Genomic DNA, 22,229 nt, shown 5'->3' with positions numbered 1-22,229 from the left:
GATTCCTTATGCGAAATACGATTTTTTGCCTCCTTTTCCTATTCGCTTTGCATCAAGAGTCATCGGCGCAGTTGAAAACAATCGAATCCAAAAAGAATTTCTGGACAGGCACCCGCTATTACATGGGCGGCGAACGGCTGCGCGTACCAGAAGTACAGTTGCATTTGGACAAATATGCACCCGAAGCGGGCAAGGCTTTTCAGCGCGGGAAAGCACCGGCCACTTGGGGTTATATTTTTATCGGTGCCGCCAATGCCACTGCAATCTACACGCTCGTCAATATCAAAAATTTAGACTCGGGCACGCGAAATGCACTAGGTTGGACCACATTCGGTCTGGCCATGACTTCTGGCTGGGTTTTCATAAACACGTCGAACAAAAGGCGGCAAAAGGCTTTGGACACTTACAACGGGATGGTGCGGCAGTGATAAACGATGCCCAGTCGCTGATTTGAGTCGGTTTTTGGCAGGATTTACAAGCTCGTCAGGTTTTTTGAACATCAACATCTTGTTTATCCTGTAAATCCTGTCAAAAACCCTCAATGCCCACAAACACACTTCGCCTCATGGCAGGTGTGTGTCATGCCCGCACCACTCGTCTGGCTACCCGGCTGCTCGAACCAGAATTTCGAGCGTTTCCGGTCGTAATTTCCAATCTCATTCAGAGTCTCCGATTCGTACAAACGTCCGTTGACCATGACGTAACGGATGGATTCCGAGTTGCGAATGTCGTCTAACGGGTTTTTGTCCAACACAATCAGGTCGGCCAATTTGCCGGGCGCGAGCGAGCCGATTTCCTTGTCCATGCCGATATGCTTGGCACCGTTGATGGTCGCGCATTTCAGGGCTTGCAGGTTGCTCATGCCACCCTGTTGGAGCATCCAGAGTTCCCAGTGCGCGCCGAGTCCGTTGAGTTGGCCGTGTGCCCCGAGGTTGATGTTCACACCTGCGTTTTGAAGTTTGGTGCAGGATTGCGACACGAGGATGTGGCCGTTTTGATACTCTTCTTCTGGCACCATGGTGCGGTGGCGGCTACGCTCGTCGAGGACGTGTTTGGGGGTGAAATTCAGGAGCGGCTTTTTTGCCCAGACTTCGCTTTTTTGATAAAACTCGTACTCGCCGTTGAGGCCGCCATAGTTGACGATGAGCGTCGGTGTGTTGTGCGCGTTCGTTTTGCTCCAAAGTGAAATCACGTCGTTGTAGAGCGGTGCGACGGGTAGGTTGTGCTCCACACCCGTGTGGCCGTCAACGACTTGCGTGAGATTGTGATGGAAAAACGACCCGCCTTCCGGCACCACGAGCATACCCAGTTCGCGGGCGGCGGCGATGACTTGCTGGCGTTGTTCGCGGCGCGGCTGGTTGTAACTCTTCACCGAAAATGCGCCCCAAGCCTTCGTCCGCCGCAAGGCCGAGCGCGCGTCGTCGAGCGAGTTGATGGGTGCTTTGAAATCGCCGTCCGCGCCATAGAGAATCGTGCCGGTGGCATACAAACGAGGGCCGACCATGCGCCCTGCTTTGAGCATTTCGGCGTTGGAAAAAGCCATTTCGGAATTCACCGACGGGTCGTGCTGGGTCGTCACGCCGTAGGCGAGTTGGGCGTAGTATTCCCATTGTTTTTGCGGGTTGAGGCCGAAGCGAAAATTGCCGGGGTGCGCGTGTACGTCAATGATGCCGGGCATGATGGTTTTGCCTTGACAGTCAATGAATTTGACTGGTGCGGCGCGTTTTACTTTTTTGCTTTCGTATTCTTCTTTTGTTTCGATGGATTCGATTTTATTTTGAAAAACAACGACTGCTCCACCCTCAATGACGCGGTCACCCTCCATCGTGATAATGCGGGCATTTTCAAAAATAACCGTCCCCTCCGGCACGTCGGTTTTCAAAGTCAAACCAATTTTCAGCCCGACGGAATCCACGGGCGGTAGGCTGTCGGGCGCGCCGGGCAGGAAGGCAAAACGCTGAGTCAGGTCAATGTTGAAATACTCGTCGCCGAGCGTGTAGTGGAGTTTTTTCGAGTCGGCGCTCCAATGCAGGTTGTAGCCCGCGTCGCGGCTGACCTGCGTGACGGGGATGGCTTTGGTGTCGGCGCTGAGGTCAATTGTTTTGCCAGTTTGGGGGAACGCGCAGATGTATGTTTTGTGCAATTCGATGAAAGCCAGCCATTTGCCGTCGGGCGAAGGCGTGAAGGAGTGGCCGTATTTTGATTTAAAATGTACTTTTTCGTCCTTGCCGTTGAGGTCGTAGGATTTGAAAGATTTGTCCAAAGGGCCGAACAGCGAGCCGCCCGTGCTGACGTAGATGCGTTTTCCGTCGGGGGAGAATTTTGGGTTTTCGCCGCTCTCCGTCACGAAGCGCATATTTTTCCCGTCGGCGTCCATGATGTAGATGCCTGGCTTGTCGGTCATGCCGGGGCCGAGCTCATCGTCGCCTGATTGGATGCGGAAGACGATTTGTTTGCCGTCAGGGGAGAAGGATGGGGTGCGGTAGATGGCGGTGAGCGGTTTGAGGGTTTCGGGTTTTAGGGTTGCGAGGTTAAGTTTGGCGATGGCGCCTTTTTGTTCGTCGTTCCAAGTGACGAACAAGAGCGATTTGCCGTCGGGCGAAAAAGAAGGCTCGAAGGCCAGATTTTTGTCGTCGCCTGCGAGGTGTTCCACCCTTCCATTGTCCAAGTTTTTCCGGTACAAATAACCTGCAGCGTTGAAAACCAGCCATTTGCCATCCGGGCTTGTCACCGCTTGCCGAATGGCTTTCGCCGTAAATTCATTTTCAAAAACCTTGTTCTCAAACTTCAAAGTCTCGGCGACCTTGGTTTTGACATTGCAGGTGAAGGGGATTTCACTGACAGAAACTTGTGGCTTGTCGGCAATCGTGTTGCGGTCGTCTGGAGCGATTTTGGTCCAATTGAAATTGATTTTTTGAAATTTTCCTTTTGCCCAGATGACAATGCCCTGCATCGCTCCGGCGCGGCTGGGTTGTTCTGGCTGCCACGCAAACCCCGGATAACACCCGAACGTCGTCCACGCTTCCTGCTGGTCTTTGTCGAGGCCGTCGTAAATCGGGTATTCTTGGCCTGTTGCCAAATTCCTGACACACAACACCGTTTTCGTGTATTCGCGTCGCACGAAAGCGAGCCATTGGCCGTCGCGGGAAACCTGCGGGCGACAAGCGCCGCCGGAGCCGCCGGTCACGTCCTCTATTTTTCCTTCCTCGCGGTCGTAGCGGCGGATGGCAAAAATCTGCGTATTGGGGTTTTTGTTGTACTGGAAAAAACCACCGGGATACATGTCCTCGCTGAAATAAATGTAGCGTCCGTCGGGGCTGACGCTCGGCTCGTTCACGTCCTGCTGGTCGTTTTTGCGCTTGGTAAGTTGAAGCCCTTCGCCGCCGCTGAGGTGGTAGAGCCAGAGCTCGCCCGCGCCGAGCGAGCGGCTGCTGGTGAAGTGTTTGCGGGCTACGATATATTCATTGTCAACCCAAACGGCATTGTTGAGCAGCCGGAAACTTTCTTTGGTGACTTGCTTTGGGTTTTTGCCATCGGCATCCATCACCCAGATGTTGTCGCCGCCGCCCGCGTCGCTGGTGAACAAGATTTTTTTTCCGTCGGGCGAAAAACGCGGCTGCACCTCCCAGGCCAAGCCTTGCCGCAGCGGGGTCGCTGTACCGCCTGTAATGGGCATCGAATAAATGTCGCCGAGCAGAGCGAACACGATGGTTTTGCCGTCGGGCGATATGTCGAGGCACATCCAGGTGCCTTCGGAGGTGGTGAATTCCACGTCTTTGTGTGGCACGCCGCCGGGGGGATTGACAACATCCCATTTGGGTTTTTCTTGGGAAAAAAGAGAGCGTGCGGAAATGAAAAGAGCAAAAATGGAAATGGTCAGGCGAACGAACATCATGTTGTATGCTGTGAGTGATTGGATAGTTGTGTGTTATCAGACTCGTTGCGGTGGAGGCCTTTGGCGAAGGGAAAGCCCTTTTTCCAACTGGCTTCGTTAAATTTTTCGCCGAATATGCCCGATTTCGACTGCAAAATTTGCCTTGTCAGTCGAAAAAATGACAATCCCCTTCACTCAAAGCCTTCCACCGCAACGAATCTATTCTTGCGCGGGTGCTTTTTTCTTGCGAGCCTCCCACGCTCGTTTGGGGTCGGACTTGAAGCGAAGCAAGAAAGCCGCGAAAGGAACGCCTGCGCCGGGCTTCGACAAATCGGTCAGCACATCGCCGTCCAAGGCCCAGTCCGACCACAGGACGTTGTAGGTGTACCCGCCGCGCAAGCCGATGAAGAAATCGCCACTTTTGCCCCTGAACCCTTGCTCCAGCCCAAGCCCGATTTCGAGTGGCATGGAGCTGTTTCCGAACTTATACCGCCGCACGTCTTGATTGACGGTTGAGACAAAACTGCCGTTGCCGGGAATGTTGCTGTAAGTGTTCAGCGAACGATAGGTATTGCCCAGCCCCGCAAAGGGATACAGTTTTGTCAGGTTTGCCGGGTCGGATACATGATAAAGGACGCGCAGGCGCAGGGAAAAATCCCTGTAAACGACGGCAGCCCCATTGATAGCGTTGCCATCGTTGGAGCGGCTCGAAGTGGCATCAAACGAAAACTCGCCCACCCATCGGCTTGTTGCGGAGGGGGTTCGCAAGGCAAAAAAACCGCCATAGCCCGTGGTGCCCAATTCCGGCAGGTTTGCTTGCCTCAACATTCCGTTCAAATCGTCGAAGTTGTAAAAATCGAACCGCCCGCCGCCAGACAGGTCAATCAATGCCGAGCGTTTGTAGAACTCGTATTCGAGGTCGAGCGAATCGGAGCGTTGGGTGCTGGCAATGGTGGTGCAAGCCATCGATAAACAAATGATAAAGAGCGTTTTCTTCATGGTCTCGTCATTTTGATTGTTAAAACGTTAGGACTTTTCAACTGGCAAATTACCGACAAAATATGCGATGGAGGGGTGTGTTTTTGGAAAAAATGAACAGCTGCTCTACGTCGTTTCGAAAAAAGGCCAGATGTTTGGCAACGTTATGCACTCCACTGATATACTCGACAATTTTGACTTCGACGAAAACGTGCAGCCCGGCCTCGCCGAGGAAGGCGAGGTAGTGGCCAAGTTTTTTTCCCTGATGGAAGCGGAAGTGGCGGCTGCGAGGCTTCGCGCCGAGGGCATCCATTGTTTTCTTGCCAACACGACCTCGCAAAGCGTGCTGCCGCATCTGCAAGCCATCGTGCGGCTGCACGTCCGCCCGATAGATTCGGCTCGCGCGCGCGAAATCCTCCAAGAGGCAGCCATCGAGACGGTTGGCCCCAGCGGCAATTCGGCTGGCAGGGGAGCCTTGATTGCGTTGGCAGTGCTCATCGGCCTCATCCTGGCGGCCTTCCTCGTGCGGGCGCTCACGTTGTTTCGGTAATGTGCTAATTTGATAATCCCGCTGCGCTTGGCCGGGCAAACCTTCAAACTCCGTCCGCTCCGCATGGCCGGACAAGCCTTCAAACCCTCAACCCCCCTATTATTCATGCACACCCTCGTTTTTGCTACCAACAACCCCCACAAAGCCCGCGAAGTAGAGCAAATCCTCGGCGGTCAATTCCAAGTGAAAACGCTGCGCGACATTGGCTGCCTCGAAGAAATAGAGGAGACCGAATCCACGCTCGAAGGCAACGCGCTGCTCAAGGCGCGATACGTCAAGGAAAAATACGGCTACGACTGCTTCTCCGAAGACACCGGTCTCGAAGTAGAGGCGCTCGATGGGGCGCCGGGCGTCCACACGGCTCGCTATGCGGGTGCCTCGCGCGACCCCGACGCGAATATCGCCTTGCTCTTAGCAAATTTAGAAGGGAAAGAAAATCGTCGCGCTCGATTCCGCACGAGCATTGCCCTCATTTTTGAGGGGAAAGAAACGCTGCTCGAAGGCATTTGTGAAGGCCGCATCGCCACGCAAAAAAGCGGGACTGGCGGTTTTGGCTACGACCCGGTTTTTATCCCCGATGGCTACGGACAAACGTTCGCGGAATTGGGCGAGGACGTGAAAAACAAAATCAGCCACCGGGCGAAGGCGATGGCGAAATTGGTGGAGGTGTTGCGGGAGACATGACCTTGAACGGCTCTGTTTCCAGCGGCGAATCGACATCCGTGTAAAACAATGTAAAAAGATGTAAAAGACGTGTAGCCGTTTTTGCTGCGATGCCGCAATACGCAACCTTTGCTCTCACCAATTGACTTTTACCGAAACTTTGGCTCAGCCATTTGCAACGAAAACTTTGTTTCTCGCACCAATATGGCGACGAACAGCATCCAACATCTCTGCGTCAACGTTCGCCGCCGATTCCATCGCATTAGTCTAAGCGTCCGAGACCGTTTGCGATAGCCCCATAATTTCGACCTCGAAAAATCTCCAATTCCCACTTTCCGCCCATTTCAAATTTATGCAAAAACACTTCTTCCTTCTCGCCCTCTTGCTGCTTTGCAATCTTCTTTCCGCCCAAAACCCTTCCCGCATCACCATCAAAGGCATCGTGATTGATTCGACTGGCGAGGAGATTGTGATGCCGACCGTCATGCTCCTCAACCCCACCGACTCCGCGTTGGTCAATTTTACACGCGGTGATGACAAAGGCGTTTTCCAATTAAAAAATGTCAAGAACGAGCCTTATTTGCTCAAAATCTCTTACGTCGGGTATTTGCCCCTTCAAGTGCGCATCGAGCCGTCGGCATCGGCAGTCCACGATTTGGGCGAGTTGACCATCAAACCCATCACCAGCGAACTGCTCGAAGTCGTCGTGAAAGCCGCCAAAGCGACGCTGAGCATTCGCGGCGACACCATCGAATACGACGCATCCTCCTTCAAAGTGCCGCCCGGCTCCACGGTCGAGGACTTGTTGCGCCGGCTGCCCGGCATCGAAGTAGATGCCGACGGCAACATCAAGGCGCAGGGGCGTGATGTGCGGCGCGTCTATGTGGACGGGAAAACCTTCTTCGGCGACGACCCAAAGGCTGCCACCAAAAACCTCGGCGCAGAGACGCTTAGCAAGGTGCAGGTGTACAACGAAGCCTCCGAGCAGTCGAGACTAACGGGCGTGGACGACGGCAAGCGCGAAAAGGCGATGAATCTGGAATTGAAGGAAGAATTCAAAAAAGGCTCGTTCGGCAAAATAACAGGGGCAGTCGGCACCGAAGAGCGATGGGCCGCCCGGGGCAACTACAACCGATTCAACCAGAAAGAGCAACTCTCCTTTATCGGCTATGGCAACAACATCAACCAGACGGGGGTGAACTGGGAGGACTACGGCGAGTTCAAGGGTCAAAGCTCTTTCAGCGATTTCGACAACGGCGACTTTGGCTTCAGCAGTGGTGGCGGGCGCATCTTCTACTTCGGCGGCGGCGATGACTCGCCCCTCAACAACTTCGACGGACGCGGATTCACCGAAAACTTCGGCGGCGGCGCGAACTACAATTTTGACAACAAAAAAACCAAACTCAACACCAGCTACTTCTACAACCAAACCAAGCTCTTCCTCGACCAATTCACCGACCGCCAGACCTTCGTGGAGGGCAATTCGTTTTTCAACTCCGACACCACGACAAAGGTGGAGCTTCGCCAAAACCACAGCCTCAACACCCGTTTTGAAAAAGACCTCGACTCCAACAACCTCCTCATCGTGAAAGCCAATGGCCGATTCAGCCACAACGATGCCACCACTCGACAATCCCAACTTTTCTACCTCGAAGACGGCACGACGACCAATCGTCTCAACATGGACAACGGCAACGACCTCAACTCTTGGCGGGTGAACAGCGCCGCCATATTCCGCCACCGGTTCAAGAAAAAAGGCCGTTCGCTGGCCGCCAGCGCCGGCTTCAACCTCAATCAGACGGATGCCTCAGAGCAACTTTTCTCCCTCAACCAGTTCTTCAACGCAGGTTCCTTCACCGAGCAAATCCGGCAGATGAACGCCAACGACACCCGCGCCATGCAAGCCAAGTCGAGCCTCCTGTTCACCGAGCCGCTCTCGAAAAAATGGTATTGGGAAACATTCTACAACTTCAGCACCACCCAAAACGAGGTGGACAGACAAGTGGCCGACCCCGAAAACAGCGGCCAACGCATTGACAGCCTCAGCATCTATTACGACTACGACATCCTCTACAACCGCCTCGGCTCCAGCATCCGTTTTTCCAACGAGGGACTCAACGTGTCGGTGGGCGTGGCCGCCCAACAACTCGACCTGCGCGGCGAGTATTCCCGCGCCCGCAACACCCCCCTGCTCGTGCCGCCCATCGACAGGCAATTCCTCAACGTCATACCCAATGTGGATTTGTCGTACGAGCTGAAAGGCGCGGGCAGGACGTGGCTCAATTTCGGATATGGATACAACGTGCGCGAGCCTCAACCCAACGACCTCCAGCCCGTGCCCAACCAAAACAACCCGCTTTTCCGCTCGGAAGGCAACCCCGAACTCGACCCCGAACGCAATCACAGCTTCAACCTCAACCTCAACAACTGGAACCCCGCCTCGCTCAGCAATGTGGGCATCGGCGCCAATTTCGACCTTTTCGACAGCCAAATCGTTTACAACCAAACCGTCGAAGCCATTGACAGCATCGGCATCCGCACCACCTCGCGCCCCGAAAACCTCTCCGGCGGTCAGCGACTCAACACCTACCTGTGGTCCAATTTCCCCATCGTGAAAACAAAACTGACCATGAACCTCAACGGCAGCCTCAATTTCAGCAACACGCCCTCCTTCGTCAATGGTCAGGAAAACGAAACGCGCAACCGCGGCTATCGCCTCAACGCGGGTTTCAACTTCACACCCGGCACCAAACTCATCCTGAGCGCAGGCGCCTCCATCAACCCCAACAACATCACCTATTCCATCAGCCGCGAACAAAACCAGAAAATCAGGAACTACGGCGTGAACGCAGCCACCAAGTGGCAGTTCGCCGACAAGTTTTTCTTGGAAAGCAATTTCAGTTACAACATTTATCGCAACGACAGATTCAACTTCAACCAAGACGTGCCCATCTGGAACGCATCCGTGCGCAGGCTATTGGGGCGGGAAAATCGCCTCGAGGTACGGCTCGCCGCTTTCGACCTCCTCAACCGCCGCGTCAGCATCACCCAAAACGGCACCCAAAACTTCGTCACGCGCAACATAGCCCCCACGCTGGCGCGTTACTTCATGCTAAGCGTCAGTTACAACGTGCGCGGCTACGAAAACAAATTGAACAAAAACAATTGGTGGTGACGACCAGCCCCGTAGAGACGTTATACATGGGCCGCCCCTGCGGGGCTTATTGCAACACTCATTTTCAATTTTTATGAAAAAAACACTGCTCCTCCTCGCCCTTTTCATCTCGCTCTCGGCCATTGCACAAGAGCAACCCCCTCTCGAAGGCCGCATTCGCTACCTCGTCGTCCACGACTGGGCCAAAAAAATGGCGGCGGTGGACTACCTCAGCAAGCAGCGCAAAGAGCGCATCGCCTACATGTGGGGCAACCGCTCCGAATGGAAACTATACACCCAAATGTTTTTCAACGCCACCGAAACACGTTACGAAGACTCTGAGGAGCGTGCCGAACCCGACGACGAGGGCTATTCATGGCGCAAGGATGTCTATCAAATCAAGCGAAACTTTGAGGAAAACACCCAGTATGACGTGATGGAAATGCTCGGCAAAACATACATCATCGAAGACTCGCTCCATTCGCCCGAGTGGAAAATCCACAACGACCTCAAGGAAGTGGCTGGTCATATATGCATGAAAGCCGTCTGGGAAGATACCGTGAAACGCCAAAAAGTGGTCGCGTGGTTTGCGCAAGACATCCCGCACAGCGGCGGCCCGGAGCGTTTCTCCGGCTTGCCCGGCATGATACTCGAAGTGGACGTGAACAACGGCGCAATGGTCATCACCGCTGACTTAATCGAACAGAAAAAACTCGACAAGCAGCTGAACCTGCCCAAAAAGTACAAGGGCAAAAAAATAACGGAAGCCGAATATCAAGACATCGTGAAAAAATACATCGAGGAAAAGACGAAGGCCGAAGAGCCGTATTTTTGGGGGATGCGATATTGAGTTTTGCTTTTCCTCCCACATTGCGAAGGATTCCAACTTTGTAAAAACTTAGGCACCTAACCCAAGTCCATGTAAAACTGTTTTAGCGAGCAAATCTGGTTGATGAAGTTATCGAATGACATATCGGTATTGAAGGATTTGGTCATGGCCTTGCTTGCCAAGGTGGAGGCATTGGGAATCCGAGAACGCCGCCCTGACGGCCAACGCTGGCATATACAAAGCCCTTGAGCCGATTGAGGAGCAAATCAAAACGGCGGTTTTGGCCTCCGATGTGGTTCATTTTGATGAAACGGGCATGCGGGTCAGGGCAAACGCATCAAAATACAACCGACCTCGGAGAGGTCAAATGTTGGTAGAGATGGTGTGTTTTTGTGATAATTATCACGACCTCGGAGAGGTCGAATGTCTATCGCAGCAAAGAGGTCTCCAACATTCGACCCCGCTGGGGTCGTACACACCGCGAAAATGGGGCGTTTCTACCAACGTTTGACCTCTCCGAGGTTTGTGCCATTTTGATGCGTTTGCCCTGGGCATGCGGGTGGAGAAAAAACTCCACTGGTTTCATGTCGCCTCCACCGCGTGGTTCACCTACCTGTTCGTCCATAAAAAACGGGGCAGGGAGGCGCTGGAGAGCGAGGATTCGCTGCGCAAGGATTTTCAGAACCGAGCCGTGCACGACTGCTGGGAGCCTTACTTCGGCTTCAAGCAGTGCCAACATGCCCTGTGCGGCGCCCACCTGCTGCGCGAACTGACCAACCTGATGGAAAACGGCTCCAAATGGGCAACCCAGATGCACCGGTTCCTGCTCGACCTTTATCGTGACAGCCAAAAAGCGCTCGCCATAGTGGCCGACAGGCAAAGCTGGGAGCGGGAGTTCCGGCATATCTGCCAGTTGGCCGAACGGGAAGAACCGCCGCCCAAGCAGGGCAAGAGGGGCAAGCCCAAGAACTCGAAAGGCCGAAACCTGCCCAACCGCCTGCTCGAACACCAGGACAGGTGGCTTGCCTTTGCCTTTGTCGAAGGCGTCCCGTTTTCCAACAATCAGGCCGAGCGCGACATCCGCTGCCTGAAAACCAAGCAGAAGGTCGCTACCAATTTCCAGACCTTCAAAGGTGCGCAGCACTATGCGCGCATCCAATCCTTCACCTCAACCCTTCGCAAACATTCAATGAACGTTTTCCAGAACCTGATTCATGCTTTTGATAGAAATCCTATCGTCTTTCAGGCTGGCTAAGTTTTTACCCAACTTTTTTTGAAAGTACGAATTATGTAGAGCCGCTCGGCGAGACGCATTCTCGCCGAGCGGCTTGTTTTTGCGTCGTTCCCACTTTTCCCCACCTGCGTTGCTTATTTGAAGCAGCAGTTTCCACTTCTTACCACTATGTTGCCCTGAAATCGTTTTTGGATAAAAATTACCCTTCAATGTATCTGTTTTTCCCTCCTTGAGTCCGCCATAATTTTCATAAATCTTCCTCAAAAATTCGCTCAGCCAACTTTTTCTCAAATTTTAACACATTTTATAGTCGTCATAAATTGTTGATAAACAGTGTTTTGAAATTTTATTCAAAAAAATTTGACAAAAATTTGAAAAAAAAATGTCAGTTTGTGGGAAAATGTGGGAAAGTAGTTTACATTTGTGGCGGTGAATTGTAGGCGAGTTCCCACAAACAAGCGCCTGTAAGGCTCACCGAGCAGAAATAATTTTCAATGTGCCAATGAGAAAATGTGCCAATGCGATACCTAAAAAAAGCGCATCATCACATTGACAAAATGGCGCATTGAGCAGTCCCACACTCAATGATGCAACTCATAGGCGAATATCCCGTCGCCCTCGATGAAAAGGGGCGTATGCGTTTGCCGACAGCGCTGCTTCGTCAGTTGTCCAGCCAAACAGGCGACAACGGCGACGGTGCAGGACATGAGTTTGTGGTCAACCGGGGGTTTGAGAAGTGCCTCACACTTTACCCCAAACCGGTCTGGGACGGTATTACTGCCAAGTTGAGCCGTCTCAATCGCTTCAATGACCGGAACCGCGCCTTTATTCGCTCCTTCTACCTAGGTGCGTACCCAATCGCGACCGACAGCGCGGACAGAATTCTCTTGCAAAAACCTTTGATGGATTACGCCGGCCTCTCGAAAGAAGCGGTACTCGTCGCCATGGACGACCGCATCGAGATATGGTCGCCGGAAGAGCATGCCCGCGTGGCCGCTATGGACTATGGCTCGTTCGCCGACCTCGCCAACGACGTGATGGGCGGCGGCTTGGATGGGGTAGGGGATTTTGAAACGGTTATGAGTGACAAGTGATAACTGCCGCCAAGCGCGCAGTATCCACAACTCATAATTCATAACTCGAAAAGGTGTATCACGAAAGTGTCCTCTTGCGCGAATCCATTGAAAATCTGCGGGTTGTGCCCGGCGGGATTTATGTGGATGCCACATTTGGCGGCGGCGGGCACTCACGCTTGATACTCGAAAAACTGGGTGGCAAAGGCCATCTGTACGCCTTCGACCAAGACGAAGACGCGAAGCGAAACACCGAACAGCAGCCATTTTCAGCAAACCCCTCCTTCACGTTCGTCCACTCGAATTTCAGGCATTTGAAAAGACAGTTGAGAGCCGAGGTCGTGCGACCCGGCACCGTTAACGGCATCATGGCCGACCTCGGCGTGAGCAGCTATCAGTTCGACACGCCAACGCGCGGCTTCAGCTATCGCCACGAGGCAGCATTGGATATGCGCATGAACGTGCAGGATGGGCAAACAGCGGCAGACGTATTGAATGAATATGGCGCGGACGAATTGCAGCGCGTGTTCAGCGAGCTCGGCGAAGTGCGCAACTCCAAAACGCTGGCACAAGCAGCCGTCCGCCTTCGGGAGCAAAAGCCCTTTCGCACCACAGGCGACTTGGTGGAATTGTGTGGCAAAAACCTCATGGGCGAGCGGATGCGCTACTTGTCGCAAGTGTTTCAAGCCCTGCGCATGGAAGTGAACGACGAACTCGGCGCGTTGGAGGATTTTTTGAAAGATGCCCACGAAATGCTTGCCCCGGGAGGGCGATTGGCCATCATCACCTTCCACTCGCTCGAAGACCGCATAGTGAAGCACTTTTTAAAAACAGGAAACACGACAGGCGAATTGGAAAAAGATTTCTATGGCAACATCACGCGACCTTTTAAATTGGTGACAAAAAAACCCATCGAACCCTCCGACGAAGAAATCAGCCAAAACCCCCGCGCCCGCAGCGCAAAACTTAGAGTGGGGCAGAAGCTCGAAAATTGAAACAATCTCTTTTTCAAATACAACAAAACTTAACCGTCTCGCAAGAGACACAAACTTTGGTAAAATGCGAACATTCCTTTCTTCTGCTTTCATCCTGCTGCTCGTAGCAGCCTGCAATCAAAAAAATGCCGATGTCGTCAAAACCATCTATGTCAACAGCAAAATGGTGGATTGCACGGGCGTGGCACCCATGCGTTGCCTCCAATACCGCGAAACCCCCGACGGCGACTGGAAAAACTGGTATTCCGGCATTGAAGGTTTCAACTTCGAGGATGGCTACTTCTACACCCTCGAAGTGAAAGAAACCAAAATCGCCAACCCGCCCGCCGACGGCTCCTCCATCAAATGGACCTTGGTGAAAGAAGTGAAAAAAGAAAAAGACCCCGAGTTCGGCGCCGGAGAATTTGGCATACCCGACCTCGCAAGCGCGGAGAACATTGACAAATACCGCGAAATCATGCTCACCGGGTTTGATGACTATCAGAAAAAAGATGCCGAAATCAACCGCGGCGACAACAAGATGAAAGTCACCACCGTCACCGACAACAACGGACAGCCGCGCATGATAAAAGCCGAATCAACCGCCAAAGGCCCCATCACCACATGGGAGTACTATCTGGCAGGAGGCAAAGTCGTGATGCTGCGCGAGACCATCATGGGCAAAACCAACACCGAAAACCGCTTCTACTACGCAGGCGGCCAATTAGTGAAAGCGATGGGCAAAGACGTGCCCGGTCGCATGGCACCAGACGGTGTGCCTTTCAAAGACTATGTGAGCAAAACACCCGACACAGACTTCCGCCTGAAATACGACGAAGTGCAAAAGTCGGCAGATGACTTTCTGGCAGGCAAATAAACATGATTAGCGAGTGTCAGGAGCCATCAACACCAGCAAGCATGACTCCTGACACTCCCCCTTACGACCTTAAAAACACAAGTCATGGCCAACAAACTCCTATCCGCGCTCAACGTCAGCCAGCACACGACCAACCTCGTGTTTGGCAACTTCTCCTATTTGATGTTCCTCGGATTTCTCGGCATCATCTACATCGCCAATGCCCACTTTGCGGAAAAAGGAGTGCGACGCATTCAACTGCTACAAAGAGAAATCAGAGAACTCAAATGGGAATACACCTCCATAAAAAGCCAAACAATGTATAAATCCATGCAAAGCCAGATAGATGCCAGCCTCCAACCAGTCGGGCTGGATTTGGAAAACAAAGGCCCAAAAGTGATAGTGGTGAAATAGTCCTCGGTGCCCGATTCCCAAGCATTGGCCCAAAAGTGAGAACAAACAACCACCAACGAACAACAAACAACGAACAACGAACAACGAACAACCACCAACCACCAACGAACAACAAACAACAAACAACGAACAACAAACAACAAACAACCACCAACAAACAACGAACAACGAACAACAAACAACCACCAACCACCAACAAACAACGAACAACCACCAACCACCAACCACCAACGAACAACGAACAACAAACAACCACCAACGAACAACCACCAACAAACAACCACCAACCACCAACCACCAACCACCAACGAACAACAAACAACCACCAACGAACAACGAACAACAAACAACAAACAACCACCAACGAACAACCACCAACGAACAACCACCAACCACCAACCACCAACCACCAACGAACAACCACCAACAAACAACAAACAACAAACAACAAACAGCGTCATGTTAAATGTCAAAAACGAAGTCCTAGTCCGAGTGTATCTGGTGGCAGCCATGATACTGGTGGCAGCGTTTGTGATATTCTGGCGCTTGTTGCAGCTAAGTGTAGTCGAAGCTCCAGTGTGGCGCGAAAAAGCCAAAAACCTCTACATGAAGTGGGTGGATGTGCAAGCCGACCGCGGCAACATCTTGGCCGACGACGGCAGTTTGTTGGCTACCTCGCTGCCTTTTTTCAACGTCCATTGGGACGCGAAAGCAGAAGGACTGACCGACGAGGTTTTCAACACGCAGGCAGTGGACAGCCTCGCATGGCTGTTGTCCACCCACGTTGACCAACAATACACGCCCGGCGCATACCGAGATTGGCTGGTCGAACTGCGCAACGCGCCCAAAGACACACGCGGCATTCGCTATGTGCCGATTGCAAAAGACCTGCCCTACAACAAGGCGCTGCTCGTCAAAACCTTCCCCATCTTCCGCGAAGGGCGCTACAAAGGCGGCTTCATCTTGGAGCAAAACCCGCGTCGGGAGCGGCCATTCAAAATACTGGCACAGCGCACCATCGGCTACACCCGCGAGGGCGCGTTGCCAGTCGGATTGGAAGGCAGTTTCGACAAAGTGCTCGGCGGCTCGCTCGGCAAGCAGCTTCGCATCCGTGTGCCCGGCGATGTCTATATCCCCGTCAATGATTTGGCCGAAATAGAGCCAGAGGCTGGTGCCGACGTAGTCACCACGCTTGATATCAACATACAAGACGTGACCGAAAATGCCCTGCTCAATGCCTGCCGCACCCACAATGCCGACCACGGGTGCGCCATCGTGATGGAGGTGAAAACCGGGAAAATCCGTGCCGTTGCCAACATAGGCCGCACACCCGAAGGCTGGTGGGAAACCTACAACTACGCCATTGGCGAGCGCGTGGAACCGGGTTCCATGTTCAAACTGGCCTCATTCATGGCCATGCTCGAAGATGGGTTCATCAACAACTTCGAGGAACCCGTGCCAGTGTATGGCGGCAAGGTGAAAATTTACAAAGAAGAGTTGGTGGATGCCGTGCCGCATGGCATGGACACCATGACCATCAAGCAAGTTTTCGCTATGTCGTCGAACGTCGGCACCGCCACCTTGGTGCAGCAACATTATGGAAAAGGAAGAGCGCCCAATTTCGTGGAGCGCCTCAAAAGTTTCGGACTTGATTTGCCCACCAATATCGAGGTAGGCGGTGAGGAAGCCCCCATCCTCAAAAACCCCAACGACCCCAAGAGCGACTGGTCAGGCACCACACTCCCTTGGATGAGCATCGGCTACGAGATGTTGCTCACGCCCCTGCAAATGCTTGCTTTTTACAACGCGGTGGCCAACGACGGGCGCATGATGAAACCATACCTCGTGCAGCGCACCGAACGCTACGGCGAAGTGCTCAAAGAGTTCCGCCCGACCGTGGTCAAACGCAGCATCGCATCCAAAACAACCATCGCAAAAGCCAAGGAACTCCTCAAATCAGTAGTGGAAAAAGGCGGGACGGCCCATGGGATTCAGTCGCCCTACTACACCATCGCCGGGAAAACAGGTACCGCCCAGCTGAATTATCACAAATTCAAAGCCAGCAAAGGCATACGTCACCAAGCGAGTTTCTGCGGCTTTTTCCCAGCTGACAACCCCGTTTATTCCTGCATCGTAGTCATCAGCGAGCCACAGCGCGGTGGCTATCACGGCGCGGAAGTGGCGGCCCCCGTGTTTCGCCAAATCGCGGACAAATGCTTCGCCATGAAACCCGAACTCCACGAGCCTATCAATGCCCAAAAACCCGAGAAGCTGAAAACACACCAGTTGCCCACCTACGATGCGGGCAGCACTGCCGATATGCAAAACGCCCTTCGTCGCCTCGGCTTGGACTATCTTCTCGAAGGCGAGCTGACCGATTGGACAGTCGTCACCGCAGCAAGCGGCGATTCCTTGGTATTGCGCCATCGAGCCGTGTCAGACAACACCGTGCCCTCCGTCATCGGCATGGGGCTGAAAGACGCGATTTATCTGCTCGAAAACAGGGGCTGCAAAGTGAAAGCGGTCGGTATAGGCAAAGTGCGGCGGCAGAGTCTGGCGGTGGGGACGCGGGCGAGCGGGCAGACGTGTGTGTTGTATTTGGAGTAAATGTTACGCCACCGTTTCAAAGGAAACGTTGCGGTAAATTTTTGATAGCGGAACCTTCACATCAATGCTTTGGAAATGAACCTCGCTGTCCAAACCAGAGACGACGGAGGGTTGCCAAATGCTATCGGAATTGCGAAAGTGAACATTGACTTGGGCTTTGTCTTGGTGAATCAGGGCGTACTCGCAGAAAGAGGGCAGGGTTTTGTACTCAGCGATTTTTTGGCCCTCATCAAACTCGGCAGCGGAGTCCGACAGCACTTCGACAATGAGGATAGGATTCAGGATTGCGCCGATTTCTTTGCTGGCAAACTCGGGTTTTTCCGGCCATCACGAGCGCATCAGGATAGTAGTAGTAATTAAATCGAGGGAGGTAGATTTTGGTTTCGCTGTTGAAAACTTCGTAATCCACTCTGTTCTCCAAAGCATTGTAAAGTTGACCGAATACATTGCCAGAAATGCGAAGGTGGGGAGGTTTTGCGCCAGCCATAAGATAAATGAGACCGTTGATAAAAATATGCCTTTGATTGGTTTTGCGCTCGATTTCGAGGTATCCCTCTACCGAGTAGCGGCATTGCAAAACTTGGGCTGGTGCGGTTGCCGGAATTGCTGCGGCGGTCATTTTGAAAAAATTAGAATACAAAAATACAAAAATGCGCTTAAACCAACTGCTCAAAAACGTGCAAGTCCACGAATCACACGGCAACCTCGCCGTCGAAGTCGGCCAAATCCGCTTCGACTCGCGGCAGGTGCAGCCCGGCGATGTGTTCGTGGCAGTTCGGGGAGCGCAGGTGGACGGCCATCAGTTCATTGACAAAGCAATAGAAAAGGGAGCCGTGGCGGTCATTAGCGAGCAGTCATTAAAGTCATTGGAGTCATTAAAGTCATTAAAAGTCATTGCGGTGCAAGTCGAAGATTCTGCCGAAGCTTTGGGAATAATGGCCTCCAATTACTTTAATGACCCCTCAAATGACCTTCAATTACTCGGCATAACCGGCACCAACGGCAAAACCACCGTCGTCACCCTGTTGTGGCAGCTTTTCACCCGTCTGGGCTACAAATGTGGCCTCATCGGTACAGTGGAAAACAGGGTAGGGGAGAAGGTGGTTGAAGCCACCCACACCACGCCCGACGCGGTGCAACTGCACGGCCTGCTCCGTCAAATGGCCGACGCCGGATGTTCGCACGTGTTCATGGAAGTCAGCAGTCACGCCGTGCACCAACGACGCATTGCCGGCGCAAAATTCGCGGGCGGCGTGTTCACCAACCTCACCCACGACCACCTCGACTACCACAAGACCTTCGCCAACTATCGCGATGCGAAAAAGAAGTTCTTCGACGATTTACCCCAAACTGCCTTTGCCCTCACCAACACCGACGACAAAAACGGCGCGGTGATGCTCCAAAACACCCGAGCAGCCAAATACACCTACGGCCTCAAAAAAGCGGCGGACTTCAAGGCCAAAATCATTGAGAACAGCCTGAGCGGCCTACACATGGAACTGGACGGCACAGAAATCCACGCCCGCATGATAGGCGAGTTCAACGCATACAACCTGATGGCGGCATACTCGGTGGCGATGCTCACGACGGCCAACCCTATGGCCAAGTTTACTAAACCTCAAAGGTTGAGTAAACTTGACATCCTCGCCGCCCTCACCGATTTGCGCGGCGCAGAAGGCCGATTCGATTACATCAACCACCCCACAAAACCCGGCTGCGTCGGCATCGTGGATTATGCCCACACACCCGATGCGCTCGAAAAAGTGCTCGAAACCATCCAAAAACTCAAGAAAAAAAGCGCTCGCGTCATCACCGTCACCGGTGCAGGAGGCGACCGCGACAAAACCAAAAGACCCCTCATGGCGCAAGTAAGCGCACGACTAAGTGACCAACTCATACTGACCTCCGACAATCCCCGCACCGAAGACCCCGCCGCCATCCTTCGAGACATGGAAGCAGGGCTGGATGCCGAAGGGCAAAAAAAAACGCTCGTGATTCAAGACCGCGAACAAGCCATCAAAACCGCCGTCCGGCTTGCTGGGCGAAATGACGTGATTCTAGTGGCAGGCAAAGGCCACGAAAAATATCAAGACATCAACGGGGTGAAACACCCTTTCGATGACAAGCAAGTTCTTTTGAAAGCGATGAGTTAAAAAGTAATGAGTTATGGACTTCATAACCCATCTCTCATAACTCAATAAGACATAATAGTGGAGGGACTATTATTTTGAGCAGGTTGGGGGGCGATGCAATATCGCCCCACAGCCGATTTTGAAAACAGCTATAGTGCATAATCGCAACAACCGAATCAATCGAATCAACCGAATCAATCGAAAATACCATGCTCTACTATCTTTTTGATTATTTGGACAGAGAATTCGACCTGCCGGGAGCAGGTTTGTTTCAGTACATCTCGTTCCGGGCGGGCATGGCCTTGATATTGTCGCTGGTAATTTCCATCATTATCGGCAAACACATTATCAACTGGTTGCGCTCTATGCAGATAGGGGAGACAGTGCGCGAGCTTGGTTTGGCTGGTCAAACCTCCAAAGCAGGCACCCCAACCATGGGCGGCATCATCATAGTGGCGGCTACCCTGATTCCCTGCCTATTGTTGGCACAGCTGGACAACATCTACATACTCCTCATGCTGGTCAGCACAGTGTGGATGTTCACAATAGGTTTTTTGGACGATTACATAAAAGTGTTCAAGAAAGATAAAGAAGGGCTGAAAGGAAAATTCAAGATAGCAGGTCAGGTAGGTTTGGGGTTAATCGTAGGCATCACGATGTTGGTGAATGATGAAGTGGTGGTGCGCATGGACCCGGCTTTGGCGACACAGCGCGGCTATGAGGTGACACAATCACTATTTGTGAAAGACAAAGAAAAACCCAATACATACAAAGAAGTGGTGTATGTGAAAGCACCTATCACCAACGTGCCTTTTTTTAAGGACAATGAGTTGGACTATTCGCGCATACTCTGGTTCTTGGGTGATAATGCTCGCGGCTTGAGTTCTATATTGTTTGTGGTGATGGCAGTGTTCGTGATTGCTGCGGTCAGCAATGGAGCCAATCTGACCGACGGTTTGGACGGGCAAGCGGCGGGGGTGTCAGCTATTGTCATTGCCGCATTGGGGGTAATGGCTTATACGAGTGGCAACTCTCTGGCGGCTGATTTTCTTCGCATATTTTATATCCCTTACAGTGGAGAATTGGTCATTTATATTGCGTGTTTGCTGGGAGGTTGTCTCGGGTTTTTGTGGTACAATGTATTCCCCGCTCGTGTTTTTATGGGTGACACAGGTAGTCTGACCTTAGGAGGCATCATCGCTGCGTTAGCTATTGTTGTTCGAAAGGAGTTATTGATACCAGTATTGTGCGGTGTGTTTTTGATTGAAAATTTATCTGTCATCATACAGGTTTGGTATTTCAAAAAGACGAAGAAAAAATACGGGGAAGGGCGCAGGGTGTTTCTCATGGCGCCTTTGCACCATCACTATCAAAAAAAAGGCTACCACGAGGTCACGATTTCTATCCGCTTTTGGATTGTGCAAATTCTGTTGGCGGTGTTGGCTGTAATAACCTTGAAAATCAGATAAAGTATAACGAAACGCTGTTCCGTTGCCTACATAAAAACATGAAAAAACGCATCGTCATACTCGGCTCCGGTGAATCCGGCACAGGCGCGGCTCTTTTGGCCCAACGTCAGGGTTTCGATGTGTTTGTGTCAGACAAAGGCGTCATTAAAGAAGAATACAAAAAACAACTTGATGCGCACGGCATCGCCTGGGAAGAAGGACAGCATACCCTCGATAAAATTCTGAAAGCCAGTGAAATTATCAAAAGCCCGGGCATCCCGGAAAAGAGCGAAGTGATGCAGGCGGTGAGAGCAAAAGGCATCAACGTGATTGGCGAAATTGAGTTTGGATGGCGCTATGCGGGCAAGTGCACAATCGTTGCTATTACTGGCTCAAATGGCAAGACCACCACTACTGAGTTGACATATCACCTGTTGAAACACGCAGGCTTGAACGTTCGCATGGGTGGCAACGTGGGAAACAGTTTTGCGACGATGGTTTATAGTGATTTGGAACACGGAGACATGGGGGCGCAGAGGATTTTCGTATTAGAAGTGTCGAGTTTTCAATTGGACGACATTCAGAGGTTTCGACCGAACATCGCTATGTTGCTGAACATCACTCCCGACCATTTGGACAGGTATGACTATAAATTAGAGAATTATGCCCGTGCGAAGTTTCGGATTACAATGAATCAAAAACGCGGCGACCTTTTTATCACTAATTACAATGACCCAAACATCGCCGATTATCTGAAAATGCACCCGGAGGCAATAAAATGCCGCATGGAGCGGGTGCGTAAAAGCGAACTGAAGAACGGATATGCCCGTATTGGCCGGCACTTGGCTTTCGACATTGCGAGCACACCGCTGAAAGGCCCGCACAATGCTTTCAATGCCGCGTGCGCTATTCGAGCCGCATTGCGGCTGGGTGTGGGGCCAGAGGTGATAGAAGAGGGATTGTACTATTTCACGCCGCCGCCGCACCGCATGGAAAAGGTAGCCGAAGTCAACGGCGTGACCTACATCAACGACTCCAAGGCCACCAACGTGGACTCAGTTTATTATGCCTTGCAAGCGATGGACGCGCCGATTGTTTGGATAGTGGGAGGTACGGATAAGGGCAATGATTATAGTCCATTGTTCAAACTAGTTCGCAAAAAAGTAAAAGCCATCGTGTGCATGGGCGTGGACAACTCTAAGATTATCAAGGCTTTTAAAAAGTTCAAAAAGCCGATGACGGAAACACGCAGCGCAGAGGAGGCGATAATAACGGCAGCGAGTTTTGCAGAAGAAGGAGATACCGTTTTGTTAAGCCCGGCTTGTGCGAGTTTTGATTTGTTTAAAAATTATGAGGATAGGGGCGAGCAGTTTCGGGAAGCAGTTTTGAAACTAAAAAATTGATTTTTAACCAACAACCAGCAACCAACAACCAGCAACCAAC

At 52.2% G+C, this 22,229-nt stretch carries 19 protein-coding genes; 15 read left to right on the top strand and 4 right to left on the bottom strand.

Annotated features, from left to right (window positions below; all coding sequences use genetic code 11):
* The first annotated feature begins 8 nt into the window (after positions 1 to 8).
* Positions 9 to 428: a hypothetical protein gene (locus KIS77_07845; GenBank protein MCW5922238.1), complete on the top strand. Its 420-nt coding sequence runs from the start codon at positions 9 to 11 to the stop codon at positions 426 to 428.
* Positions 429 to 538: 110 nt separating this feature from the next.
* Here the strand turns inward: KIS77_07845 and KIS77_07840 are convergent, their stop codons facing one another.
* Entirely contained in the window at positions 539 to 3,895 is a 3,357-nt protein-coding gene (locus KIS77_07840) for a PD40 domain-containing protein (protein ID MCW5922237.1), read from the bottom strand.
* 198 nt (positions 3,896 to 4,093) lie between these two features.
* On the bottom strand, positions 4,094 to 4,873 hold the full coding sequence (locus tag KIS77_07835; GenBank protein ID MCW5922236.1) for a hypothetical protein: 780 nt from the start codon (positions 4,871 to 4,873) through the stop codon (positions 4,094 to 4,096).
* Positions 4,874 to 5,003: 130 nt separating this feature from the next.
* On the opposite strand from KIS77_07835, the gene KIS77_07830 reads away from it, so the two are divergent.
* From KIS77_07830 to KIS77_07780, 11 genes are all read left to right on the top strand, one after another.
* Positions 5,004 to 5,402 (top strand): DUF2007 domain-containing protein, encoded by a 399-nt coding sequence (locus KIS77_07830; protein ID MCW5922235.1) that lies wholly within the window; start codon positions 5,004 to 5,006, stop codon positions 5,400 to 5,402.
* 105 nt (positions 5,403 to 5,507) lie between these two features.
* The gene (locus KIS77_07825) at positions 5,508 to 6,086 is read left to right on the top strand and encodes a non-canonical purine NTP diphosphatase (GenBank protein MCW5922234.1); all 579 of its coding nucleotides are present in this window, start codon (positions 5,508 to 5,510) and stop codon (positions 6,084 to 6,086) included.
* Between the two features lie 331 nt (positions 6,087 to 6,417).
* Positions 6,418 to 9,240, top strand: a complete 2,823-nt coding sequence (locus tag KIS77_07820; protein MCW5922233.1) for a TonB-dependent receptor — start codon at positions 6,418 to 6,420, stop codon at positions 9,238 to 9,240.
* Positions 9,241 to 9,313: 73 nt separating this feature from the next.
* Complete coding sequence (locus KIS77_07815; GenBank protein ID MCW5922232.1) at positions 9,314 to 10,069, top strand: GLPGLI family protein; 756 nt, start codon at positions 9,314 to 9,316, stop codon at positions 10,067 to 10,069.
* Between the two features lie 154 nt (positions 10,070 to 10,223).
* Complete coding sequence (locus KIS77_07810) at positions 10,224 to 10,559, top strand: transposase (protein MCW5922231.1); 336 nt, start codon at positions 10,224 to 10,226, stop codon at positions 10,557 to 10,559.
* A 48-nt stretch (positions 10,560 to 10,607) separates the two neighbouring features.
* Positions 10,608 to 11,303 carry a transposase gene (locus tag KIS77_07805; GenBank protein ID MCW5922230.1) on the top strand — a complete coding sequence of 232 codons (696 nt, stop codon included), beginning with the start codon at positions 10,608 to 10,610 and terminating at the stop codon, positions 11,301 to 11,303.
* Between the two features lie 563 nt (positions 11,304 to 11,866).
* Positions 11,867 to 12,376 (top strand): division/cell wall cluster transcriptional repressor MraZ, encoded by a 510-nt coding sequence (locus tag KIS77_07800; protein ID MCW5922229.1) that lies wholly within the window; start codon positions 11,867 to 11,869, stop codon positions 12,374 to 12,376.
* A 53-nt stretch (positions 12,377 to 12,429) separates the two neighbouring features.
* A complete protein-coding gene (gene rsmH / locus KIS77_07795; GenBank protein MCW5922228.1) occupies positions 12,430 to 13,350 on the top strand; it encodes a 16S rRNA (cytosine(1402)-N(4))-methyltransferase RsmH in 921 nt (306 codons plus the stop codon).
* 64 nt (positions 13,351 to 13,414) lie between these two features.
* Positions 13,415 to 14,206: a DUF4377 domain-containing protein gene (locus KIS77_07790; GenBank protein ID MCW5922227.1), complete on the top strand. Its 792-nt coding sequence runs from the start codon at positions 13,415 to 13,417 to the stop codon at positions 14,204 to 14,206.
* An 84-nt stretch (positions 14,207 to 14,290) separates the two neighbouring features.
* A complete protein-coding gene (locus tag KIS77_07785; protein ID MCW5922226.1) occupies positions 14,291 to 14,599 on the top strand; it encodes a hypothetical protein in 309 nt (102 codons plus the stop codon).
* A 459-nt stretch (positions 14,600 to 15,058) separates the two neighbouring features.
* Positions 15,059 to 17,206 carry a transpeptidase family protein gene (locus KIS77_07780; protein MCW5922225.1) on the top strand — a complete coding sequence of 716 codons (2,148 nt, stop codon included), beginning with the start codon at positions 15,059 to 15,061 and terminating at the stop codon, positions 17,204 to 17,206.
* 3 nt (positions 17,207 to 17,209) lie between these two features.
* Here the strand turns inward: KIS77_07780 and KIS77_07775 are convergent, their stop codons facing one another.
* Both KIS77_07775 and KIS77_07770 read right to left on the bottom strand, forming a co-directional pair.
* Complete coding sequence (locus KIS77_07775; GenBank protein MCW5922224.1) at positions 17,210 to 17,464, bottom strand: Uma2 family endonuclease; 255 nt, start codon at positions 17,462 to 17,464, stop codon at positions 17,210 to 17,212.
* A complete protein-coding gene (locus KIS77_07770; GenBank protein ID MCW5922223.1) occupies positions 17,436 to 17,825 on the bottom strand; it encodes a Uma2 family endonuclease in 390 nt (129 codons plus the stop codon). Before KIS77_07770 ends, KIS77_07775 begins: the two co-directional genes overlap by 29 nt.
* A 31-nt stretch (positions 17,826 to 17,856) precedes the next feature.
* Here KIS77_07770 and KIS77_07765 point away from each other — a divergent pair, with 31 nt between their 5' ends.
* The 3 genes from KIS77_07765 to murD all read left to right on the top strand — a co-directional run bounded on the left by KIS77_07765 (position 17,857) and on the right by murD (position 22,189).
* A complete protein-coding gene (locus KIS77_07765; GenBank protein MCW5922222.1) occupies positions 17,857 to 19,359 on the top strand; it encodes a UDP-N-acetylmuramoyl-L-alanyl-D-glutamate--2,6-diaminopimelate ligase in 1,503 nt (500 codons plus the stop codon).
* Positions 19,360 to 19,547: 188 nt separating this feature from the next.
* Positions 19,548 to 20,807: a phospho-N-acetylmuramoyl-pentapeptide-transferase gene (gene mraY / locus KIS77_07760; GenBank protein ID MCW5922221.1), complete on the top strand. Its 1,260-nt coding sequence runs from the start codon at positions 19,548 to 19,550 to the stop codon at positions 20,805 to 20,807.
* Between the two features lie 38 nt (positions 20,808 to 20,845).
* On the top strand, positions 20,846 to 22,189 hold the full coding sequence (gene murD, locus KIS77_07755) for a UDP-N-acetylmuramoyl-L-alanine--D-glutamate ligase (protein ID MCW5922220.1): 1,344 nt from the start codon (positions 20,846 to 20,848) through the stop codon (positions 22,187 to 22,189).
* Positions 22,190 to 22,229: the final 40 nt, after the last annotated feature.

The organism is Saprospiraceae bacterium (assembly GCA_026129545.1).
Lineage (GTDB): Bacteria > Bacteroidota > Bacteroidia > Chitinophagales > Saprospiraceae > M3007.
Note: the sequence above shows the minus strand (reverse complement) of the source record. Positions and strands in the feature narration are given on the sequence as shown.

Excerpts from the sequence above, each read along its gene's own strand:
- KIS77_07790 (MCW5922227.1), top strand. The coding sequence starts at position 13,415 with ATGCGAACATTCCTTTCTTCTGCTTTCATCCTGCTGCTCGTAGCAGCC.
- KIS77_07780 (MCW5922225.1), top strand. The coding sequence starts at position 15,059 with ATGTTAAATGTCAAAAACGAAGTCCTAGTCCGAGTGTATCTGGTGGCA.
- KIS77_07840 (MCW5922237.1), bottom strand. The coding sequence starts at position 3,895 with ATGATGTTCGTTCGCCTGACCATTTCCATTTTTGCTCTTTTCATTTCC.
- KIS77_07835 (MCW5922236.1), bottom strand. The coding sequence starts at position 4,873 with ATGAAGAAAACGCTCTTTATCATTTGTTTATCGATGGCTTGCACCACC.
- KIS77_07765 (MCW5922222.1), top strand. The coding sequence starts at position 17,857 with ATGCGCTTAAACCAACTGCTCAAAAACGTGCAAGTCCACGAATCACAC.
- murD (MCW5922220.1), top strand. The coding sequence starts at position 20,846 with ATGAAAAAACGCATCGTCATACTCGGCTCCGGTGAATCCGGCACAGGC.
- KIS77_07815 (MCW5922232.1), top strand. The coding sequence starts at position 9,314 with ATGAAAAAAACACTGCTCCTCCTCGCCCTTTTCATCTCGCTCTCGGCC.
- mraY (MCW5922221.1), top strand. The coding sequence starts at position 19,548 with ATGCTCTACTATCTTTTTGATTATTTGGACAGAGAATTCGACCTGCCG.
- KIS77_07825 (MCW5922234.1), top strand. The coding sequence starts at position 5,508 with ATGCACACCCTCGTTTTTGCTACCAACAACCCCCACAAAGCCCGCGAA.
- KIS77_07785 (MCW5922226.1), top strand. The coding sequence starts at position 14,291 with ATGGCCAACAAACTCCTATCCGCGCTCAACGTCAGCCAGCACACGACC.
- KIS77_07820 (MCW5922233.1), top strand. The coding sequence starts at position 6,418 with ATGCAAAAACACTTCTTCCTTCTCGCCCTCTTGCTGCTTTGCAATCTT.
- KIS77_07845 (MCW5922238.1), top strand. The coding sequence starts at position 9 with ATGCGAAATACGATTTTTTGCCTCCTTTTCCTATTCGCTTTGCATCAA.
- KIS77_07830 (MCW5922235.1), top strand. The coding sequence starts at position 5,004 with ATGTTTGGCAACGTTATGCACTCCACTGATATACTCGACAATTTTGAC.
- KIS77_07770 (MCW5922223.1), bottom strand. The coding sequence starts at position 17,825 with ATGACCGCCGCAGCAATTCCGGCAACCGCACCAGCCCAAGTTTTGCAA.
- KIS77_07800 (MCW5922229.1), top strand. The coding sequence starts at position 11,867 with ATGATGCAACTCATAGGCGAATATCCCGTCGCCCTCGATGAAAAGGGG.